2 protein-coding genes are annotated in these 21,106 nt (G+C 74.4%); both read right to left on the bottom strand.

The features are described 5' to 3' along the window. On the bottom strand, window positions 1-9,465 hold a 9,465-nt coding region (locus E1300_RS34400), incomplete at its 3' end, for a type I polyketide synthase (protein ID WP_131761287.1). Continuing rightward, window positions 9,465-21,106, bottom strand: an 11,642-nt coding sequence (locus E1300_RS34395; RefSeq protein WP_131761286.1) for a type I polyketide synthase, incomplete at its 5' end; no start/stop codon positions are given. The genes E1300_RS34400 and E1300_RS34395, both read right to left, overlap by 1 nt.

Below are 21,106 nucleotides of genomic sequence, written 5' to 3'. Positions count from 1 at the left end.
CCGCTCCCAATCCCACCCCTCCGGCACCACCGCCACCATCCGCGCATCCGCCACCGCCACCGGACCGAACGCGCCGACGAAGACTCCCATCACCCGGTCGCCGACGGCCAGGCCCTCCACCTCTGGGCCGACCTCGACCACCACGCCCGCGCCCTCGGTGCCGATGTCGCCGTGGCCCGGGACCAATCCCAGGGAGATCATCACGTCACGGAAGTTCACCCCAGCGGCGCGCACACCGATCCGGACCTGCCCTGCTCCGAGCGGTTCGAGCGCCTCCGGGCGTGGCTCCACCCACACGTCGTCCAGGGTGGACGCGCCCTGGGCGCTCAACCGCCACGCGCGCTCACCGGGCCGGGCCGCGAGCTCCGGCGACACGCCGGACCGGACCAGCCGCGGCACCAGCGGCTCCCCGTCGCGCACGGCGACCTGCGGTCCGACCGCGTACCGGGCAGCGTCGCGCGCGTCCGAGTCGTCGTCGAGATCGACGAGGACGAACGTGTCGGGATGCTCCGCCTGCGCGCTGCGCACCAACCCCCACACCGCCGCCGCCACAGGATCAGGACACTCCCCCACCGCCCCACGAGTCACCACCACCAACCGCCCATCCCCCCCCCCCGACCCCGACCCCACCAACCACTCCCGCACCGCAGACAAACCCTCCTCCACCGTCGCCACCTCCACCACGGCACAATCCCCAGGAACAGACCCGACCGCATCCGCGGCCGGCACCCACTCAAGGGCGTACAGGCCGTCCACGTCGGCGCGGAAACGTCCGGGGCCGGCCGGACGCATGTGCACCGCCGCGGCGGTGAGCACCGGGGCGCCGGCGGTGTCGGCGACCACGAGCCGCACCCCCTCGCCGTCCCGGGACAGCCGCACGCGGACCGCGGTGGCGTCGACGGCGTGCAGCGCCACCCCGGTCCAGGCGAACGGGAGCCAGAGCTCGCCGCCGCGCGACCGGTCGGCCAGCAGCGGGTGCAGGGCCGCGTCCAGCAGGGCGGGGTGGAGCCCGCAGCCGGACGCCTCTCCGGCGTCGTCGGGCAGTACCACCTCGGCCAGCAGGTCGGCGCCGTCCCGCCAGGCGGCACGGAGGCCCTGGAACGACGGCCCGTACTCGTAGCCCGCCGCGGCGGCGTCCGCGTACAGGCCCGCCGTGTCCAGCGGCACCGCACCGGCCGGGGGCCACTGGCCCATGGGCTCGGCGGCGTCCGCGGGCTCGGCGGCCAGGACGCCGGAGGCGTGGCACAGCCACTCGTCGTCCCGGCGCGAGTAGACGTGCACGTCGCGTCGGCCGGTGTCGTCGGCGGGCCCGACCGCCACCTGGACGCGCAGCCCGCCCGACCGGGGCAGGACGGCCGGCGCCTGGAGGGTCAGCTCCTCCACTCCCGGGCAGCCCGCCGCGTCGGCCGCGCGCAGTGCCCATCCGAGCAACGCGGTCCCGGGCAGGATCGCCGTGCCGCCGATGACGTGTTCGGCGGGCCAGCCGCCCTGCGCCGCGGAGACCTCCCCGCTGAGCAGGTAGCCCCCGTCCGCCCGCTCCAGGATGGTGTCGGGGCCGCTGCTCCCCCGCCCGCCCAGCCAGAACCGCTCGCGCTGGAAGGCGTAGGTGGGCAGGTCCACCACGCGCGGCGGAGGGGCCGCCGGGAACCAGGGCGTCCAGTCGACGGCGATGCCGGCGCTGTGGAGCCTGGCGAGGGCCTGGCCGAAGGCGAGGGTCTCCTCGTGACGGGAATCGAGCGCGGGGACGGCGACCACGTCGCCGAGGATCTGCTGCACGGCGGTGGACAGCACGGGATCGGGACCGATCTCAAGGAAGGCGCCGGCCTGGCCGCCGGTCCTTGTGACGGCGCTGTGCGTGACGGCGTCGTGAAAGCGGACGGGCTCGCGGACCTGCCGCACCCAGTAACCGGGCGCGGCGATCCGCTCGTCGGCGGTCTCCCCGGTCAGCGTGCTGATGAGCGGGATCGCCGGAGCGTGGAACGACAGACCGTCGATGGCGGCGGCGAAGTCGTCCAGCATGGGATCCATCAGCGCCGAGTGGAAGGCGTGGCTGACGGTCAGGCGCTTGGTCCTGCGCCCCTGACCGGACCACCGCGCCACGACCTCGGCGACCGGATCCTCCGGCCCCGACACGACCGTGCTTCCCGGGGTGTTGAGCGTCGCGACACTGACCCCGTCCGGCAGCGTCCCTTCGAGCTCGGCCGGGCTCGCCTCGATCGCGGCCATCGCGCCGCCGCCGGGGAGCCGCCCCATCAAGGTCGCGCGCGCGGCCACCAGCCGGGAGGCGTCCGCCAGGTCGAGGACCCCGGCGACGTGCGCGGCGGCGACCTCGCCGATCGAGTGGCCGACGACCGCGCCGGGGACGACGCCCATGGACGCCAGCAGCCGCGCCAGGGCGACCTGAAGGGCGAACAGCCCGGCCTGCGCGTAGGTGGTGTGGTCGATGACGTCCGGGGTCCCGGCGAGAACGACCGAGGCCAGGTCGTGTTCCAGGTGCGGGCCGAGGAGGCCGCAGACCTCGTCGAAAGCGGCCGCGAACACCGGGAACCGCGCGTACAGGCCGGCGCCCATGCCCGCGCGCTGGCTGCCCTGCCCGCTGAACGACCACACCAGCCCGTCCGGCACCGGAACGGCCGGAACGCCGGGGACGTCGGAGGCGCCCGGAACGGACGAGAGGGCGGCGTCCAGTCCGGCCATCAGCTCCGCGCGCGTACCGCCGACCGCCACGACACCGCGCTCCAGCGGCTGCCGCGTCGTGATCAGGGACCATCCGACGTCGGCGGGCGACAGGTCGGAATTAGCCTCGGCGAACTCCTTCAGCCGCCGGACCTGAGCGCGCAGCGCCGCGTCACCGCGCGCCGACACCACCCAGGGCACCACCCCAGCCGGACCGGACGGCTCGGCCGGGACCTCCTCGGAGGTCGCGCGGGGACTTCCCTCGGGGGTTCCCTGCTCCAGGATCAGGTGCGCGTTCGTCCCGGACGCGCCGAACGACGAGATCCCCGCCCGGCGGGGGCGGTCGTCCCCGGTCCAGGGCACCGGTTCGGTCAGCAGCCGCACCTCGCCCGACGACCAGTCCACGTGCGGGCTCGGCTCGTCGATGTGCAGCGAGGCGGGCAGCGTCCCGTGCCGCATCGCCATCACCATCTTGATCACACCCGCCACACCCGCCGCCGCCTGCGTGTGCCCGATGTTCGACTTGACCGACCCGAGCCACAGGGGACGGTCCTCGGCACGTTCTCGCCCATAGGTCGCCAGCAGAGCCTGCGCCTCGATCGGGTCACCCAGCGCGGTGCCGGTTCCGTGGGCCTCGACGGCGTCCACGTCGGCCGCCCCCAGCCCGGCGGACGCCAGCGCCGCCTGGATCACCCGCTCCTGCGACGGGCCGTTCGGCGCGGTCAGCCCGTTGCTCGCGCCGTCCTGGTTGACCGCCGACCCGCGCACCACCGCCAGCACCCGGTGGCCGTTGCGCCGCGCGTCCGACAACCGCTCCAGCAGCACCAGGCCGAGCCCCTCGGACAGGCCCGTGCCGTCCGCCGCCGCCGCGAACGACTTGCAGCGGCCGTCCCGTGCCAGGCCGCGCTGGCGGGCGAAGTCGACGAAATGGTCGGGCGTCGCCATCACGGTCACCCCGCCCGCCAGCGCGAGGTCGCACTCGCCCTGCCGCAGCGCCTGACCCGCCAGGTGCATCGCCACCAGGGAGGACGAGCACGCCGTGTCCACCGAGACCGCCGGGCCCTCCAGCCCGAACGTGAACGCGACGCGCCCGGAGAGCACGCTGCCCGACCCGGACAGCCACTTGTAGCCCTCCAGACGGGTGTCTTGCGCGGCCGTCCCGGCTCCGTAGTCGTGGTACATCAAGCCGGTGTAGACACCGGTTCGCGTGCCCTTCAGCGAGGCGGGAACGATGCCGGCCCGTTCGAACAGCTCCCAGGCGGCCTCCAGCAGCAGCCGCTGCTGCGGATCGGCCGCCAGCGCCTCGCGCGGGTTGAGCCCGAAGAACTCGGCGTCGAAGCGCATGGGATCGGTCAGGAACCCGCCGTGGCGCACGTAGGTGGTACCGGGGTGGTCGGCGTCCGGGTGGTAGAGGGAGCCGAGGTCCCAGCCACGGTCGGCGGGGAACTCCCCGAGGCCGTCCTCCCCGGCGGAGACCAGCCTCCAGAGCTCCTCCGGGGAGGTGACCCCGCCGGGATACCGGCACGCCATCGAGACGATCGCCACCGGCTCATCGTCCCGCCGGACGGCCGCGCGCGCCGGAGCCGCCCTCCCGGGCGCGAACCGGGAGGCCAGATGCTCGCCGAGGGCCCGCGGCGTCGGGTGGTCGAAGACCAGCGTCGCGGGCAGCCGCAGGCCGGTCGCCCCGGCCAGGCCGTTGCGCAGTTCGACCGCGGTCAGCGAGTCCAGCCCGAGTTCCCTGAACGACACGTCGGCGCCGATGGCGTCCGCGGAGCCGTGTCCCAGCACCACGGCCACACGCTCCCGGACGAGATCCGTCAGCGCGTCAGGGCGCCGTCCGGGCTCCAGCCGCGAGAACGAGCCCGCGTCGCCCGCCGCCCGGCGCCGCGCGTGCCCGGCCAGGCCGCGCAGCACCGGCGGCACGTCGTCCGCGGAGATGGCCCGCCGGTCCAGTTCCGCCGCCACCAGGCCGGGGCGGCCGGTCCGGACGGCCGCGTCGAACAGGCCGAGAGCCCGTTCCCTGGACAGCGGAGTGATCCCCACGCGGCTCATGCGGGCCAGATCGGTATCGGTGAGGCCGCCCGTCATGGCGCTGGAGTCGGCCCACAGGCCCCAGGCCACCGAGAGCGCGGGGAGCCCGCGGCTATGGCGGTGCTGGGCCAGCGCGTCGCAGAACGCGTTGGCGGCGGCGTAGTTCGCCTGCCCGGGACTGCCGAGGAGCGCGGCGGCCGAGGAGAACAGCACGAACATGCCCAGCGGAAGATGCGCCGTCGCGGCGTGCAGGTTCGCCGCGCCCCCGGCCTTCACCGCCCACACCCGCGCCAGTCTCTCCGGCGTCTGGGCGGTGAGCACGGCGTCGTCGAGCATCCCGGCGGCATGCACCACCCCGGTCAGGGGGTGCGCCGGATCGATACCGCCGACGAGGCCGGTCACCGCCGCCGGGTCACCCGCGTCGAGCGCGGCGACCTCGACCCGTGCGCCGAGATCGGTGAGTCGCGACACGAGATCCGCCGCGCCCGGCGCATCCGGTCCCCGCCGGCCGGCCAGCACCAGGTGGCGCGTGCGCCCGGTCCGCACGAGATGCTCGGCCACCAGCCCGCCGAGGACGCCGGTGCCGCCGACGACCAGGACGGTGCCGTCGGGATCGAGCGCGACACCCCGATCGCCTTCGCCCGCCGCGCTCGCGCGGACGAGCCGCGGCACCAGTGCCGTCCCGGCCCGGATCGCCATCTGCGGCTCGTCCGGGTCGAGCAGCCCCGCGACCGCCGCGGCGTCCTGGTCGCCGTCGACGTCGACCAGTGTGAACAGGCCCGGATGCTCCGCCTGGGCGCTGCGGACCAGGCCCCACACCGCCGCCGCCTCCGGATCCGGGTCGTCCGTCGCGACCGCCCCTCGGGTGACCAGCACCAGCCGGGATCCGGCGAGGTCCGGGGTCGCCAGCCACCGTTGCAGCAGGTCGAGGACCGACTCGGACGCCGCGCGCTCGCGTCCCGTGCCGATACGGACCACCACACCGGCGGCCGCGCCCGCCTCGGCGCCGAGAGGCGCCTCCGGATCGGCCAGCTCCAGCCACTCGCCGCTCTCCACCTGCCGTGCCGCCCGATGAGGCGTCCACTCCAGGGCGAAGAGCCCGCGCGCACCGTCCGCGGCGGCCGCCGCGAGGTCCCGGGGATCGGCGGGACGGACGCTCATCGCCTCCACGTCGAACACCGGAGCACCACCCGGGTCCGTCGCCGACAGCCGGAACCCCTCCCCGGCTTCCAGCGGCGACACCGTCACCCGGACGGAGGTCGCCGTGGCGGCGTGCAACCGCACGCCGCTCCAGCCGAACGGCAGCATGACGGTGCCGTCATCGGGCCGGGCCATCGGCAGCAGCGGATGCAGCGCCGCGTCCAGCAGCGCCGGGTGGACGCCGAACCCGTCCGCCGAACCCGCGGCCTCCGGCAGCCGCACCTCGGCGAACAGGTCGTCCCCGCGCCGCCACAGCGCGCGGACGCCCTGGAACGCCGGTCCGTACTCGTATCCCGCTGCGGCGGCGTCGTCGTAGAGCCGTCCGGTGTCGACCGGCTCCGCGTCGGGCGGAGGCCACTCCCCGGCCGCCTCCGCCGCCGGGCGATCGGGCACGTCGCCGAGGAACCCGCTCGCGTGGCGCACCCACGTGTCGTCCCCCTCGGCCCGGGAGTGGACGTGCACCGCGCGCCGCCCGTCATCCGCGGGCGCGCCGACCGCCACCTGCACGATCAGGTCGCCCGAACGGGGCAGCACCGTGGGCGCGTGCAGGACCAGTTCCTCGACGCCGGCGCAGCCGACCTCGTCGGCGGCCCGGAGCGCCCAATCCACCAGGGCCGCCCCGGGCACCAACGGCCGTCGGGCGACCTCGTGGTCCGCCAGCCACGGAAGGGCGTGCCGCGACACGCGTCCGGTGAGCAGCCACCCGTCCGTCTCGGCCGCCTCGACGGCCGCACCGAGCATCGGGTGCCCCACCTCGGTCTGGCCGAGATCCGACGGCCGACCGACGCAGCGACCGCCCGGCAACCGGAACCTCGTCCGTTGGAAGGGGTAGGTGGGCAGGTCGATGAGGGCGGGGGACGGGTCGGTGGGGAACCAGCGGGTCCAGTCGATGGGGGTTCCGGTGGTGAAGAGGGTGGCGGCTGCTCGGGTGATCTGGGTGAGGTCGCCGTGGTCGCGTCGCAGGGTGGGGGTTGTGGTGATGGTGGTGCCGGTGTGGTCGGCGCAGTCTTCGATCGCTGGGGTCAGGACCGGGTGCGGGGAGACCTCGATGAACACCCGGTAGCCGTCGTTCAGGAGGGTGGTGAGGGTGTCGGCGAAGCGGACGGGCCGGCGCAGATTGGTGACCCAGTAGCTGGTGTCCAGCGCGGCGGTGTCGATCCGCTCACCGGTGACGGTGGAGTAGAAGGCGGTGTCGGTGGTGGTGGGGGTGATGTCGGCGAGGGCGTGGGTGAGGTGATCGGTGATCTGGTCGACCTGCGGGCCGTGGGAGGCGTAGTCGACGTCGATGACCCGGGCGCGCAGCCCTTGTTCCTGCGCTGCGGTCACCACCTGCTGGATCTGCTCGGGCGGGCCGGAGATGACGGTGGCCGAGGGACTGTTGACCGCCGCGATCTGCACCCCATCCAACGCCGTCCCCTGCGCCGTGTCCGGTGTTGTGGTGTTGAGGAGCGTTTGGACGTGGTCGGCGCCTGCGCCGATGGAGGCCATCGCGCCGCCGCCCGACAGCTGCCGCAGTGCCTTGCTGCGCACCGCGACCACCCGTGCGGCGTCCTCCAAAGACAGCGCACCAGCGACGCACGCGGCGGCGATCTCGCCCTGGCTGTGCCCGATCACCGCCGCCGGAACCACACCGTGATCGGCCCACACCGCCGCCAGGGACACCATGATCGCCCACAGCACCGGTTGGACCACATCCACGCGAGCCAGCTCGGATCCGTCGCCGCCGATCACCTCTGACAGCGACCAGTCCACATGCGGGGCCAGGGCTTGTTCGCACTCGGCCATCCGCGCCGCGAACACCGCAGACTGCTCCAGCAGCTGGGCGCCCATACCCACCCACTGCGAGCCTTGCCCGGGGAAGACCAGTACCGGGCCTGGGCCGCTTTCGCCCACCACACCGGCCACCACATCCGGATGCGCCTGACCCGAAGCCAACGCCGCCAAACCCGGGCCTGGATCGTGCCCAACGACAACCGCGCGGTGCTCGAACACCGACCGCGACCTGACCAGCGACCACCCCACGTCGGCCGGCGAGAGATCCGCATGCGCCGCCACATACTCCGACAAGCGCCGCGCCTGCGCGCGCAGCGCCTCCTCGCCGCGTGCCGACACCACCCACGGCACCACACCAACATCAGCACCAGACCCGCGCTCGGAACCCGTCTCAGGTTCAGACTTGGGGGCCTCCTCCACGATCACGTGGGCGTTCGTGCCCGACATGCCGAATGCGGAGATGCCGGCGCGGCGCGGGCGGCCGTTCTCGGGCCAGTCCACCGGTGCGGTCAGCAGCCGCACGTGGCCGGCGGTCCAGTCCACGTGCGGTGTCGGCTCGTCGATGTGCAGGGACGCGGGCAGCGTCCCGTGCCGCATCGCCATCACCATCTTGATCACACCGGCGATCCCGGCCGCGCCCTGGGCGTGACCGATGTTCGACTTGATCGACCCCAGCCAGAGCGGCCGGTCCCCGGTGCGGTCGTGGCCGTAGGCGGCGAGCAGCGCGTCGGCTTCGATCGGGTCGCCGAGCCTCGTGCCGGTTCCGTGCGCCTCGACCGCGTCGACCTCCGCAGCGGACAGATCGGCGCTGGCCAGTGCCGCGCGGATCACCCGCTGCTGGGACGGGCCGTTCGGCGCGGTCAGGCCGTTGCTGGCGCCGTCCTGGTTGACCGCCGAACCCCGAATCACCGCCAGCACCCGGTGACCATTGCGCCGCGCGTCCGACAACCGCTCCAGCAGAAGCAGACCTGCTCCCTCGGAGAAGCCGGTGCCGTCCGCCGACGCCGCGAAGGATCTGCACCGGCCGTCGGGGGACAGTCCCCGCTGCCGTGAGAACTCGGTGAAGCCGCCGGGCGTGCTCAGCACGGTCACACCGCCGGCCAGTGCCAGCGAACACTCCCCCTGCCGTAGCGACTGGGCCGCCAGGTGTATCGCCACGAGCGACGACGAGCACGCCGTGTCCACCGTCACGGCCGGGCCCTCCAGTCCGAGCGTGTAGGAGACGCGGCCTGACAGGACGCTGAGGGCGCTGCCGGTCAGCAGGTAGCCCTCGGCCTGCTCGTCCGGGTGCGGGGTGCCGAAGCCGGGGAGGCCCGCGCCGACGAAGACGCCGGTGGGCGTGGCCCGCAGCGACGCCGGATCGATGCCCGCGCGTTCGAGGACCTCCCAGGAGGTCTCAAGGAGGGTCCGTTGCTGCGGCTCCATGGCCGCCGCCTCACGCGGGCTGATTCCGAAGAACGCCGCGTCGAACAGGTCCGCGCCGTCGATGAAGCCGCCCTCACGCACATACGACGTCCCCGGATGATCAGGATCCGGATGATAAAGCGCCTCCAGATCCCACCCACGATCCACCGGAAACCCCGAAATCACATCCCGGCCCGCCGCCACCAGATCCCACAACTCCTCCGGCGAACCCACACCCCCCGGAAACCGGCACGCCATCCCCACCACGGCCACCGGCTCCCGATACCGCTCCTCCACCTCGTGCAGGCGCTGCCGGGTCTCCCCGAGATCGACCGTCACCCGCTTGAGGTACTGGCGCAGTCTGTCTTCCGTGCTCGGCATCAGTCGTCGCTCCCGGACGGTCGCAGTTGCTGGTCGATGAGCGCGAACATCTCCTCGTCCGACGCGGCCTCGACGGCGGCGGCGGACGCCGATGCGGCGCCGTCGCCGCTCAGGCTCGCGAGCAGGCCGCGCAGCCGGCGGACGACCCGCTCGCGTGCGACCTGGTCGAGGGTGAGCGCGCCGAGGACGCCCTCGATCCGGCCGAGGTCGCCGAGGATCGGCTCGACGGCGCCGCCGGACGGAGCCGCCGCGCCGTCCGAAGGGGCCAGCCGGTCGAGCAGATGGTCGGCGAGCGCGGCCGGGTTCGGATAGTCGAAGACAACGGCGGCGGGCAGGCGCCGCCCGGTCGCCGCCGAGAGCCGGTTGCGCAGTTCGACCACGGTGAGGGAGTCGAACCCGAGGTCCTTGAACGAGGTGTCGGCGCGCACCGCGCCCGGATCGCGGTGGCCGAGCACCGCGGCGGCATGCGAGGTCACGAGGTCGAGCAGGGTGGTCCGCCGTTCGACGGCGGGCATCGCCGCCAGCCTGCCCCTCAGGCCGGCGGCGCTCTCACCGGTTCCCGCGGCGGTCGGCCGGTCGCGGGCGGTGGCCGTGCGCACCAGCGAGCGGAGCAGGGCGGGCACCGCCTCGGCCGGACGTCCGGTCAGCGCGCGGACGTCGAGGTTCATCGCCAGGACGTGGGCGCCGCCCGCCTCGCAGGCGATGTCGAGGAGCGCGGTGGCCTGGTCGCCGGTGAGGGGGGTGAACCCGCCGTGCCGCATGCGGGCCAGGTCGGTGTCGGTGAGGTGGCCGGTCATGGCGCTGGTCTGTTCCCACAGTCCCCAGCCGATCGACAGTCCGGGCAGCCCGGCGGCGCGGCGGCGGGCCATGAACGCGTCGCAGTAGGCGTTGGCCGCCGCGTAGTTGGCCTGCCCGGGACTGCCCAGCGTCGCCGCCGCCGAGGAGAACACCACGAAAAAGCCCAGCCGCGCACCAGCGGTCGCGGCATCCAGATTCACCAGACCATCGACCTTGGCAGACCACACACCCGCCAGCCGATCCGACGTCAGATCACCGATCAGACCGTCGTCGATCACTCCGGCGGCGTGGACCACTCCCGTCAGGGGATGCACCGGATCGATCGCCGCCACCAGTTCGGCCACCGCGGCGCGGTCGCTCACATCGGCCTCGACCACCCGCACCTCGGCTTCGAGCCGGTCCACCAATTCCCGCACCCCCGGTGCATCGGCACCGCGGCGGCCGACCAGCACGACGTGCCGGGCACCCCAAGCGCCGACCAGGTGCTCGGCGACCGCCTGCCCCAGCGTGCCGGTCCCGCCGGTGATCAGGACCGTGCCGTCGGGGTCGAAGGCGGGCGGGACCCGCAGCACCACCTTCCCGACATGCCCGGCCTGGCTCATCAGCCGCAGCGCGTCGCGCGCCCGCTCCAAGGGCCATGGCGCCACCGGCAGCGGCTCCAGCACGCCCTCAGCGAACATGCCCCGCAGCCGTTCCAGCATCGTCCCGATGAGGTCCGGTCCCGCCCCTGTCACTAGGTCGAACGCCCGGTACCAGACACCCGGGTCCTCCCGGACGTCGGTCTTGCCCATCTCCACGAACCGGCCACCCTCGGCCAGCAGACGCAAGGACGCGTCAGTGAACTCCCCGGCCAGCGCGTTCAACACCACATCCACACCACGCCCACCGGTCGCCTCCCGGAACCGCTCCTCGAACCCCACATCACGCGACGACGCCCGGTGCTCACCGTCGATGCCCATCTCCTCCAGCACCGCATGCTTGGCCGGACTCGCGGTCGCGAACACCTCCGCACCCAGATGACGCGCGATCTGCACCGCCGCCATCCCCACCCCACCCGTCGCCGCATGCACCAACACCGACTCACCAGCCCGCACCCCCGCCAACTCCACCAAGCCATACCAAGCCGTCAAAAACGCCACCGGCACACCCGCCGCCCGCTCCCAATCCCACCCCTCCGGCACCACCGCCACCATCCGCGCATCCGCCACCGCCACCGGACCGAACGCGCCGACGAAGACTCCCATCACCCGGTCACCGACCGCGATGTCCCGGACGCCGGTTCCGACGCCGGTCACCACGCCCGCGCCCTCGGTGCCGTAGAAGACTCCGTCGGCGTCCGGGTACATGCCCAGGGCGATCAGCACATCGCGGAAGTTCACCCCCGCCGCGCGGACCTCGATCCGCACCTCACCGTCGCCGAGCGGTCCCAGGACCTGGGGGCATGCGACGGCGGAGACGCTGTCGAGCGTGGCCGGGCCGGACATCCCGAGACGCCATGCGGGCTCCCCGGCCGGCCCCGCCAGTGACCGCCGCTCATCGCTTCGCGTCAGGCGTGGTACGAGGACCTGCCCTTCGCGCACCGCCACCTGCGGTTCCCCGGTCCGCAGCGCGACGTCGACCTCCGAGTCGTCGTCGAGATCGACGAGGACGAACGTGTCGGGATGCTCCGCCTGCGCGCTGCGCACCAACCCCCACACCGCCGCCGCCACAGGATCGGGACACTCCCCCACCGCCCCACGAGTCACCACCACCAACCGCCCATCCCCCGCCCCCGACCCCGACTCCACCAACCACTCCCGCACCCGAGACAGCCCCTCCTCCACCGTCGCCACCTCCACCACGGCACAATCCCCAGGAACAGGCCCGACCGGATCGGTGGCCGGCACCCATTCGACGGTGAAGAGGTCGCCGGTGCCGCGCGCTCCGGCCGCCCGGAGCCGCCGGTCGCCCGCCTGCCGGAGGACGACCGAGGCCACGTCCAGGACGGGCGCGCCCACCGGATCGGTGATGCTCACCCGGACACCCTGGTCGAGCCCCTCACCCAGCGGTGACAGGCGGACGCGGGCCGATGTGGCGCCCACCGCGTGCAGCGTCACCCCACTCCAGGCGAACGGGAGCCAGACCCGCCCCTCGCTGAAATCACCGATCAGGAGCAGCGGATGCAGCGCCGCGTCCAGCAGCGCGGGATGGATTCCGACACCGTCCCGATCCTGCACGACATCGGGCAGTTCGAGCTCGGCCAGCACATCGCGGCCGTCCCGCCAGACCGCCCGTACGCCCTGGAAAGCGGGTCCGTACCCGTAACCCGCGCCCGCGGTGCCGAGGTAAAAGTCGGCGGTGTCCACCCGCTCAGCACCGGGTGGCGGCCAGCCGGTGTCCGACGCCTCGCCCGCGCCGACGGGCTCCGCCGTCAGTACACCGGTCGCATGGCAGGTCCACGCGGTGTCGAGATCCGCCCTGGAGTACACCCCCACCTCGCGGCGGCCTCCGTCCCCCTCCGCACCGATCGTGACCTGGACGTCGAGGGCGCCCGACGGTGGGACGACGAAGGGCGCGTGCAGGACGAGCTCCTCCACCCCGGTGCAACCGGTCTCGTCGGCGGCCCGCAGGACCCATTCGAGCTGCGCGGCGCCCGGGACCAGCACGGCGCCCGCGACCGTGTGATCGTCCAGCCAGGGCAGCCGGTGCCTCGACACGCGTCCCGTGAGCACGCGACCGGAGCCGTCAGCGGGTTCCACGGCGGCCCCGATGACCGGGTGGCCCGTCGCGGCCAGCCCCAGGTCGGCGACCCCGGCCGCCGCGTTCCCGCCGGACAGCCAGTAGCGCTCGCGCTGGAAGGCGTAGGTCGGCAGGTCGACGACGCGCGGCGGCGGGTCGGCGGGGAAGCAGCGGGTCCAGTCGACGCCGGCGCCCGCGGTGAAAGCCCCGGCCAGCGCCCTGACCATCTGCTCGGACCCGCCATGGTCGCGGCGGAGCGTGGGCAGCCCGGCGGCCTGGACGCCGGTGTGGTCGGCGCATTCCTCGATGGCGGGGGTCAGGACCGGGTGCGGGGAGACTTCGATGAACACTCGGTGGCCGTCGTGCAGGAGGGTGGTGAGGGTGTCGGCGAAGCGGACGGGTTGGCGCAGGTTGGTGACCCAGTAGCTGGTGTCGAGCGCGGTGGTGTCGATGCGCTGGCCGGTGACGGTGGAGTAGAAGGCCGTGTCGGTGGCGGCTGGTTCGATGCCGGTCAACGTGTGGGTGAGGTGGTCGGTGATCTGGTCGACCTGGGGGCCGTGGGAGGCGTAGTCGACGTCGATGACCCGGGCGCGTAGCCCTTGGTCTTGGGCTGTGGTGACCACCTGCTGGATCTGGTCGGGTGGGCCGGAGATGACGGTGGCCGAGGGACTGTTGACCGCCGCGACCTGCACCGCCTCCCGCGCCGCGTCCGGCACCGTGTCGTCTAGCAGTGCTTGGACTTGGTCGGCGCCTGCGCCGATGGAGGCCATCGCGCCGCCGCCCGATAGCTGCCGCAGTGCCTTGCTGCGCACCGCGACCACGCGCGCGGCGTCCTCCAAAGACAGCGCACCGGCCACGCACGCGGCGGCGATCTCGCCCTGGCTGTGCCCGATCACCGCCGCCGGAACCACGCCATGATCGACCCACACCGCAGCCAGGGACAACATGACCGCCCACAGGACGGGCTGGACCACGTCCACGCGAGCCAGGTCGGTACCGTCGCCGCCGATCACCTCTGACAGCGACCAGTCCACATGCGGCGCCAAGGCCTGCTCGCACTCGGCCATCCGCGCCGCGAACACCGCAGACTGCCCCAGCAACTTCGCGCCCATGCCCACCCACTGCGAACCCTGACCGGGGAACACCAGCACCGGGCCGGAGGTGGACGTACGCGCCGCGCCTGCCACTACGGCGGGATGCGCCTCACCGGACGCCAGTGCCGCCAATCCGGAGAGCTGGTCGCCGCCGACGAGGACCGCGCGGTGCTCGAACACCGACCGCGTCCTGATCAGCGACCAGCCCACTTCGGCCGGCGAGGCTTGGGGATGTGCCGCCAGGTGTGCGGCGAGCGCGCGAGCTTGTCCGCGGAGCGCCTGTTCGTCTCGCGCCGAGAGCACCCACGGGACGGCGCCCTCGATGTGATCCGCGACGGATCCGGCGGCGGGTTCGGCGGGGCGTTCGGGCTCGGGGGCCTCTTCGAGGATCAGGTGGGCGTTGGTCCCGGAGAAGCCGAACGAGGAGATCCCGGCGCGGCGGGGGCGGCCGTTCTCGGGCCAGTCCACCGGTTCGGTCAGCAGCCGCACGGCCCCCGACGACCAGTCCACATGCGGGCTCGGCTCGTCGATGTGCAGCGAGGCGGGCAGCGTCCCGTGCCGCATCGCCATCACCATCTTGATCACACCCGCCACACCCGCCGCCGCCTGCGTGTGCCCGATGTTCGACTTGACCGACCCCAGCCACAGCGGACGGTCCTCGGCGCGTTCTCGCCCATAGGTCGCCAGCAGAGCCTGCGCCTCGATCGGGTCGCCGAGGGTGGTGCCGGTTCCGTGGGCTTCCACCACGTCCACCTCATCGGCGGACAGCGCCGCGTTCGCGAGCGCCTGGCGGATGACGCGTTCCTGCGAGGGGCCGTTGGGCGCGGTGAGGCCGTTGCTGGCTCCGTCCTGATTGACCGCCGACCCGCGGATCACCGCGAGGACCCGATGGCCGTTGCGCCGCGCGTCCGACAACCGCTCCAGCACGACCAGGCCTACGCCCTCGGCCCAGCCTGTGCCGTCTGCCGCCGCCGAGAACGCCTTGCACCGGCCGTCCGGGGACAGGCCCCGCTGCCGCGAGAACTCCACGAACGTGTTCGGGGTGGCCATCACGGTGACACCGCCGGCCAGGGCGAGCGAGCACTCTCCCTGCCGCAGCGACTGGCTCGCCAGATGCATCGCCACCAGCGACGACGAGCACGCCGTGTCCACCGTCAGCGTCGGCCCCTCCAGGCCGAAGGTGTACGCCAGCCTGCCCGACACGACACTGGGCAGGCTGCCGGGCATGAGCCTGCCCTCGACGTCCGCCGGGATGCGGCCCAGGAAGCGGCTCCCGTAGTCGTCGTACATGACCCCGGTGATGACGCCGGTGTCGCTGCCGCGCAACGTCGCGGGGTCGATGCCCGCGTGTTCGAGGGCCTGCCAGGCGGTCTCCAGCAGCAACCGCTGCTGCGGATCCATCGCGACCGCCTCACGCGGACTGATCCCGAAAAACCCCGCATCGAACAGATCCGCCTCATACAAGAACCCACCCGAACGCGCATAACTGTGCCCCGACCGATCCGGATCCGGATCGAACAACCCCGCCAGATCCCACCCTCGATTTCCTGGGAACCCCCCCACCGCATCCACCCCATCCGCCACCACACCCCACAACTCCTCCGGCGAACCCACACCACCCGGAAAACGACACGCCATCCCCACGACCACCACCGGATCGTCGTGGGCGGCTCCTGCGGGCAGGGCGGCGGACGGTGCCGTCGCCGTGCCGAGCGCCTCCGCGCGCAGGTACCGGACGAGCGCCTCGGGCGTCGGATGGTCGAAGACCGCGGTGCTGGGCAGGACGAGGCCGGTCGCCGCGCCGAGCCCGGTCCGGAGTTCCAGGGCGGTGAGGGAGTCGAAGCCGAGATCCTGGAACGCCCGGCCGAGGTCGATGGCCTCCGGGTCCGGGTGCGCCAGGACGGCGGCGACCTGTTCGCGCACGACCGCGCGGAGGGCTCGGTCCTGCTCGTCCTCCGGGAGCGCGGCGAGCCGCTCTGACCACGATGCCGACCCTGTGCCCGGCCCCGCCGCCGGCCTGGGCGCGGCGGGCGTCGTCACCCGGACCAGGCCGCGCAGGACCGGCGACAGGGACGGGGCCGCGGCCCGCTCGCGCAGCGCGGCCCGGTCCAGCCGGACGGGGACCAGCGCCGGCTCTCCCATGGTCAGGGCCGTGTCGAGCAGTGCGAGTCCCTGCACCGGGGTCATCGGGACGATCCCCGAGCGGGCGATGCGGACCGCGTCGGTCTCGGCGAGTTCGTGGGCCATCCCCGCGTCCATCGCCCAGGGGCCCCAGGCGAGCGAGGTCGCCGGACGGCCTTCGGCGCGGCGCTGCTCGGCGAGGGCGTCGAGGAACGCGTTGGCGGCGGCGTAGTTGCCCTGACCGGCGCTGCCGAGGACGCCCGCGGCCGAGGAGAACAGAACGAACGCCGCCAGGTCCTGGTCCCGGGTCAGGCGGTGCAGGTTCCAGGCCCCGTCCACCTTGGGCGCGAGGACGGCGTCCAGGCGCGGACCGGTCAGCGACGTGACGATTCCGTCGTCGACGACCCCGGCCGCGTGCACGACGGCCGTCAGCGGATGCTCCGCGGGTACCGAGGCGAGCAGCGCGGACAGCGCCTCCGGATCGGCGACGTCGCACGCGGCGACGCGGACGTGCACGCCCGGCTCGGCCGGCTCCGTGGCATCGGCGTCCGCCGGGGAGCCGCCGTGGCGGTTCACCAGCAGCAGGTGCCGCGCTCCGTGGGCGGTCGCGAGGTGCCGGGCGACGGCGCGGCCGAGCGCTCCGGTGCCGCCGGTGATGAGGACGGTGCCGTCCGGATCGAGCGGACGGGGTGCGCCGCCGCGGCCCGAACCGTCCAGGTCGGTTCGCGCTGTGACCAGGCGCGGTACCAGGACGCGGTCGCCTCGGACCGCAGCCTGGGGTTCCGCGGCGGTGATGGCGGCCCGCAGCGCCCCGGGCGCGGTCCCTTCGGGGTCGAGGTCGAGCAGGGCGATCCGGCCGGGATGCTCGGCCTGTGCCGCCCGGACGAGACCCCACACAGACGCGATCACCGGATCGGTCACCGGCTCGGTCACCGGGCCGGCCACCGGGGCGGGGGGTCCGGCGGCGACCGCGCCCGTCGTCGCTATCACCAGGCGGCCGGCCGCGGGCGGCCCGTCGGAGAGCCACTCTTGGAGCAGGCCGAGTACCTCCCGGGTGACGGCGCGGACCCGCGCGGGCACGTCCTCTCCGGCCGGAGGGGCGGGGCAGGACGCGACGACGACGTCCGGGGCCGGACGGCCGGCGGCGGCCGACGCCCGCAGCGCGGCCAGGTCCGGGTGCACGGAAGCGTCCGCCAGGCCAAGGTCGTCCGGTCCGATGACGGCGCAGTTCCCGACCGATTCAGCGGATCCAGGCGCAGGCTCGGGTGCGGAGTTCAGCGGTTGCCAGTCAAGGCGGTAGAGCGTGTCGTCCGGGGCTGTGTGGGCGGCGCGCCAGCGGTCGGCGGGAACCTGCCGCAGAACCAGGGAGTCGATGGTGAGGGCCGGAGCGCCGTCGTGGCCGGCCAGGCGCAACGCGAACTCGTCGGTGCCGACCGGGGTGATCTGGACGCGGAGCCGGGAGAGGCCGGGTGCGTGGACGCGCACACCGCCGAAGGAGACCGGCAGCCGTACCGTGGAGGTGTCCTCGGGGAAAAGGTCGTCGATCACGTGGAACGCGCCGTCGAGCAGCGCCGGGTGGACGATGTGGGCGCGCGCGTCCCCGTGCCGCTCGGAGGCCGGCCGGACGTCGGCGAACAGCTCGTCGCCGAGCCGCCATGCGGCGTGCACGCCGCGGAAGGCCGGGCCGTACCGGTAGCCCCGCCCGGCGAGCCGGGCGTAGAGCTCCTCGACATCGATCTCGGTGGCACCGGGCGGCGGCCAGGCCGCGAGGCCGGACGGCCGGCCGGCCTCGGCGGCGTCCGCCGAGGCGAGCGTCCCGGTGGCGTGCCGGACCCACGGCTCCCCGTCGCCGGGACCGCGCGAATAGATCACGATCGCGCGCCGGCCCGACCCGTCGGGGACGCCGACCGAGACCTGGACGTCGACGCTCCCGGAGGAGGGCAGCGGGAGCGGGGCCTCCAGCGCCAGCTCGTCGACGAGGTCGCGGCCGGCCCGGGCCGCGGCGGCCAGCGCCAGTTCGAGGAACGCGGTGGCGGGCAGCGGCACGGCACCGGCGATCTCGTGGTCGGCCAGCCAGCCGTGGGACCGCCGCGACAGGCGGCCGGTGAGCAGCAGCTCCCCGCCGGCGGGCTCGACGACCGCCCGCAGCAGCGGATGCTCCGCCGGGCGCACGCCCCCCGCGTCGGCCACCGCGGCGTCCGGGACCGGCCGCCAGTAGCGCCGCCGCTGGAACCGGTACGTCGGCAGCGCGACCGCCCGCGCCTCCGGCCCGAGCCCGGCGGCGAAGTCGACGGTGGCGCCGTCGACGTGCAGTTCCGCCAGGGCGGTGAGGAACGTGCGCGCCTCGGGGCGGTCCTTGCGCAGGACGGCGGCGAACACGCCGGAGTCCCCCGGTCCCTCGGCCGCCGCGTTCTCCCGCGCCAGGGCGGTGAGCACCGGAGCCGGGCCGAGCTCCAGGTACCGGGTCACGCCTTCGGCGCGCAGGGCCCGCAGGCCGTCGGCGAACCGGACCGGTTCCCGGACGTGCCGGACCCAGTACTCGGGGTCGCGGAGCCGGTCGGGCCCGGCGACCTCGCCGGTGAGGTTGGAGACGACCGGGATGCTCGGCGCGCCGTAGGTGAGGCCGCGCGCGACCTCGCGGAAGTCGTCGAGCATCGGGACGAGGCACGGCGAGTGGAACGCGTGGCCGACCCGGAGCCGCCGGGTCTTGTGCCCGCTCTCCCGCAGCCGGGCGGCGAGGTCCTCGACGTCGCTCTCCACTCCGGACAGGACGACCGCCGCCGGGCCGTTGACGGCGGCGAGCGAGACCCGGTCCTCGCGTCCGGCGAGCAGCGGGAGCACCTCGTCCTCGGCCGCCCGCACGGCGACCATCGCGCCGCCCGGCGGCAGCGCCTGCATGAGCCGTCCGCGCGCCGCGACCAGCGTGCAGGCGTCCGGCAGGGAGAGGACGCCGGCGACGTGCGCCGCGGCGAGCTCGCCCACCGAGTGGCCGGTCAGGTAGCCGGGGACGAGCCCGAACGACACGGCCAGCCGGAACAGCGCGACCTCCAGCGCGAACAGCGCGGCCTGGGTCGCCTCCGTCCGGTCGAGCTCGCCGTCCTCCGGGGCGAGGACGAGGTCGCGGAGCGGGCGGCCGAGCAGCGGGTCGAGGTGCGCGCAGACGTCGTCGAAGGCGGCGGCGAACGCCGGGTACTCGCGGTACAGCTCCCCGCCCATGCCGGGCCGCTGGCTGCCCTGGCCGGTGAACAGGAACGCGGTCTCGCCGTCGCGCACCGGCCCGGACGCGCGAACCAGGTCTGGACCGCTGCGGCCGGCGGCGACGGCGGTGAGGCCGCCGCGCAGCGTGTCACGGTCCGCGCCGAGCAGCACCGCCCGGTGCTCGAACGCCGTCCGGGTCCGGGCGAGCGACCAGGCCACGTCGGCGACCGCGGCGCCGGGGCGCGCGGCGAGGTGCTCGGCGAGCGCCTCCGCCTGCGCCCGCAGCGCCTCGGGGCTGCGAGCCGACAGCGGCCACGCCACGATCCCGGACGTGCCGGACTCCGGCAAGGGTTCCGACGCGGACTCCGGCGCGGACTCCAGTGCGGACTCCGGCGCGGACTCCGGCGCGGACTCCGGCGCGGACTCCGGCGCGGACTCCGGCGCGAGCGCCGAGCCGGGCCGCGGGCCGGGCGTCACTCCGGATGCGGGCTCGGGCTCCGCCTCGGAGGGCGGTTCCTCCAGGATGACGTGGGCGTTGGTGCCGGAGATGCCGAAGGACGAGACCGCGGCCCGGCGGGGGCGGTCCCCGCGCGGCCACGCGACGGGCTCGGTGAGCAGCCGGACCGCGCCGCCGCCCGCCCAGTCCACGTCCGGGGTCGGCCGGTCGACGTGGAGGGTCGCGGGCAGCAGCCCGTGCCGCAGCGCCATGATCATCTTCAGCAGGCCGGCCACGCCCGCCGCGCCCTGGGTGTGCCCGAGGTTGGACTTGACCGTGCCGATCCACAGCGGCCGGTCGGCCGCCCGGTCCCGCCCGTAGGCGGCCTGGAGGGCCCGCGCCTCGATCGGGTCGCCGAGCCGGGTACCGGTTCCGTGCGCCTCCACCGCGTCCACGTCGGACGGCGCCAGCCGCGCGGCCTCCAGCGCCTGCCGGATCACCCGCTGCTGCGACGGGCCGTTCGGGGCGGTCAGGCCGTTGCTGGCCCCGTCCTGGTTGATCGCCGAACCGTCGATCAGGGCGAGCACCCGGTGGCCGCGGCGGCGCGCGTCCGAGAGCCGCTCCAGCAGCACGAGCCCGGCGCCCTCGGCGAAGCCCGTGCCGTCCGCCGCGGCCGCGAACGCCTTGCAGCGGCCGTCGGGCGCCAGCCCGCGCTGCCGCGAGAACTCGGTGAACACGTGCGGGAGGGTCATCACCGTGACGCCGCCCGCCAGCGCCAGCTCGCACTCGTCCTGCCTGAGCGCCTGGCAGGCGAGGTGGATCGCCACCAGCGCGGACGAGCAGGCCGTGTCCACCGTGACCGCCGGGCCTTCGAGGCCGAGCGTGTAGGCCACCCGGCCCGACAGGACGCTCGGGGCGTTCCCGGTGATCAGGTGGCCCTCGGCGGCCCGGTCGACGTGCGGTGTGCCGAAACCGGGGAGCGCGGTCCCGGCGTAGACGCCGGTCCGGCTGCCCTTCAGCGACGCCGGATCGATGCCCGCCCGTTCCAGCAGCTCCCAGGACACTTCGAGCAGGTGGCGCTGCTGGGGATCGAGCGTCAGGGCCTCCCGCGGGCTGATCCCGAAGAACTCGGCGTCGAACAGGCCGGCGTCGCGCAGGAAGCCGCCCTCGCGGGCGACGCTGGTGGAGCGCCGCCACCGCCGCGGCGGGCGCCCGGACGGCGTGCTCGGTGCACAGGCGCGCCTGCGGGACGTGCCCCAGGCCGTAGCTGAAGACG

Source organism: Actinomadura fibrosa (genome assembly GCF_900659615.1).
GTDB lineage: Bacteria > Actinomycetota > Actinomycetes > Streptosporangiales > Streptosporangiaceae > Spirillospora > Spirillospora fibrosa.
This window is presented reverse-complemented; position numbering and strand designations above follow the sequence as displayed.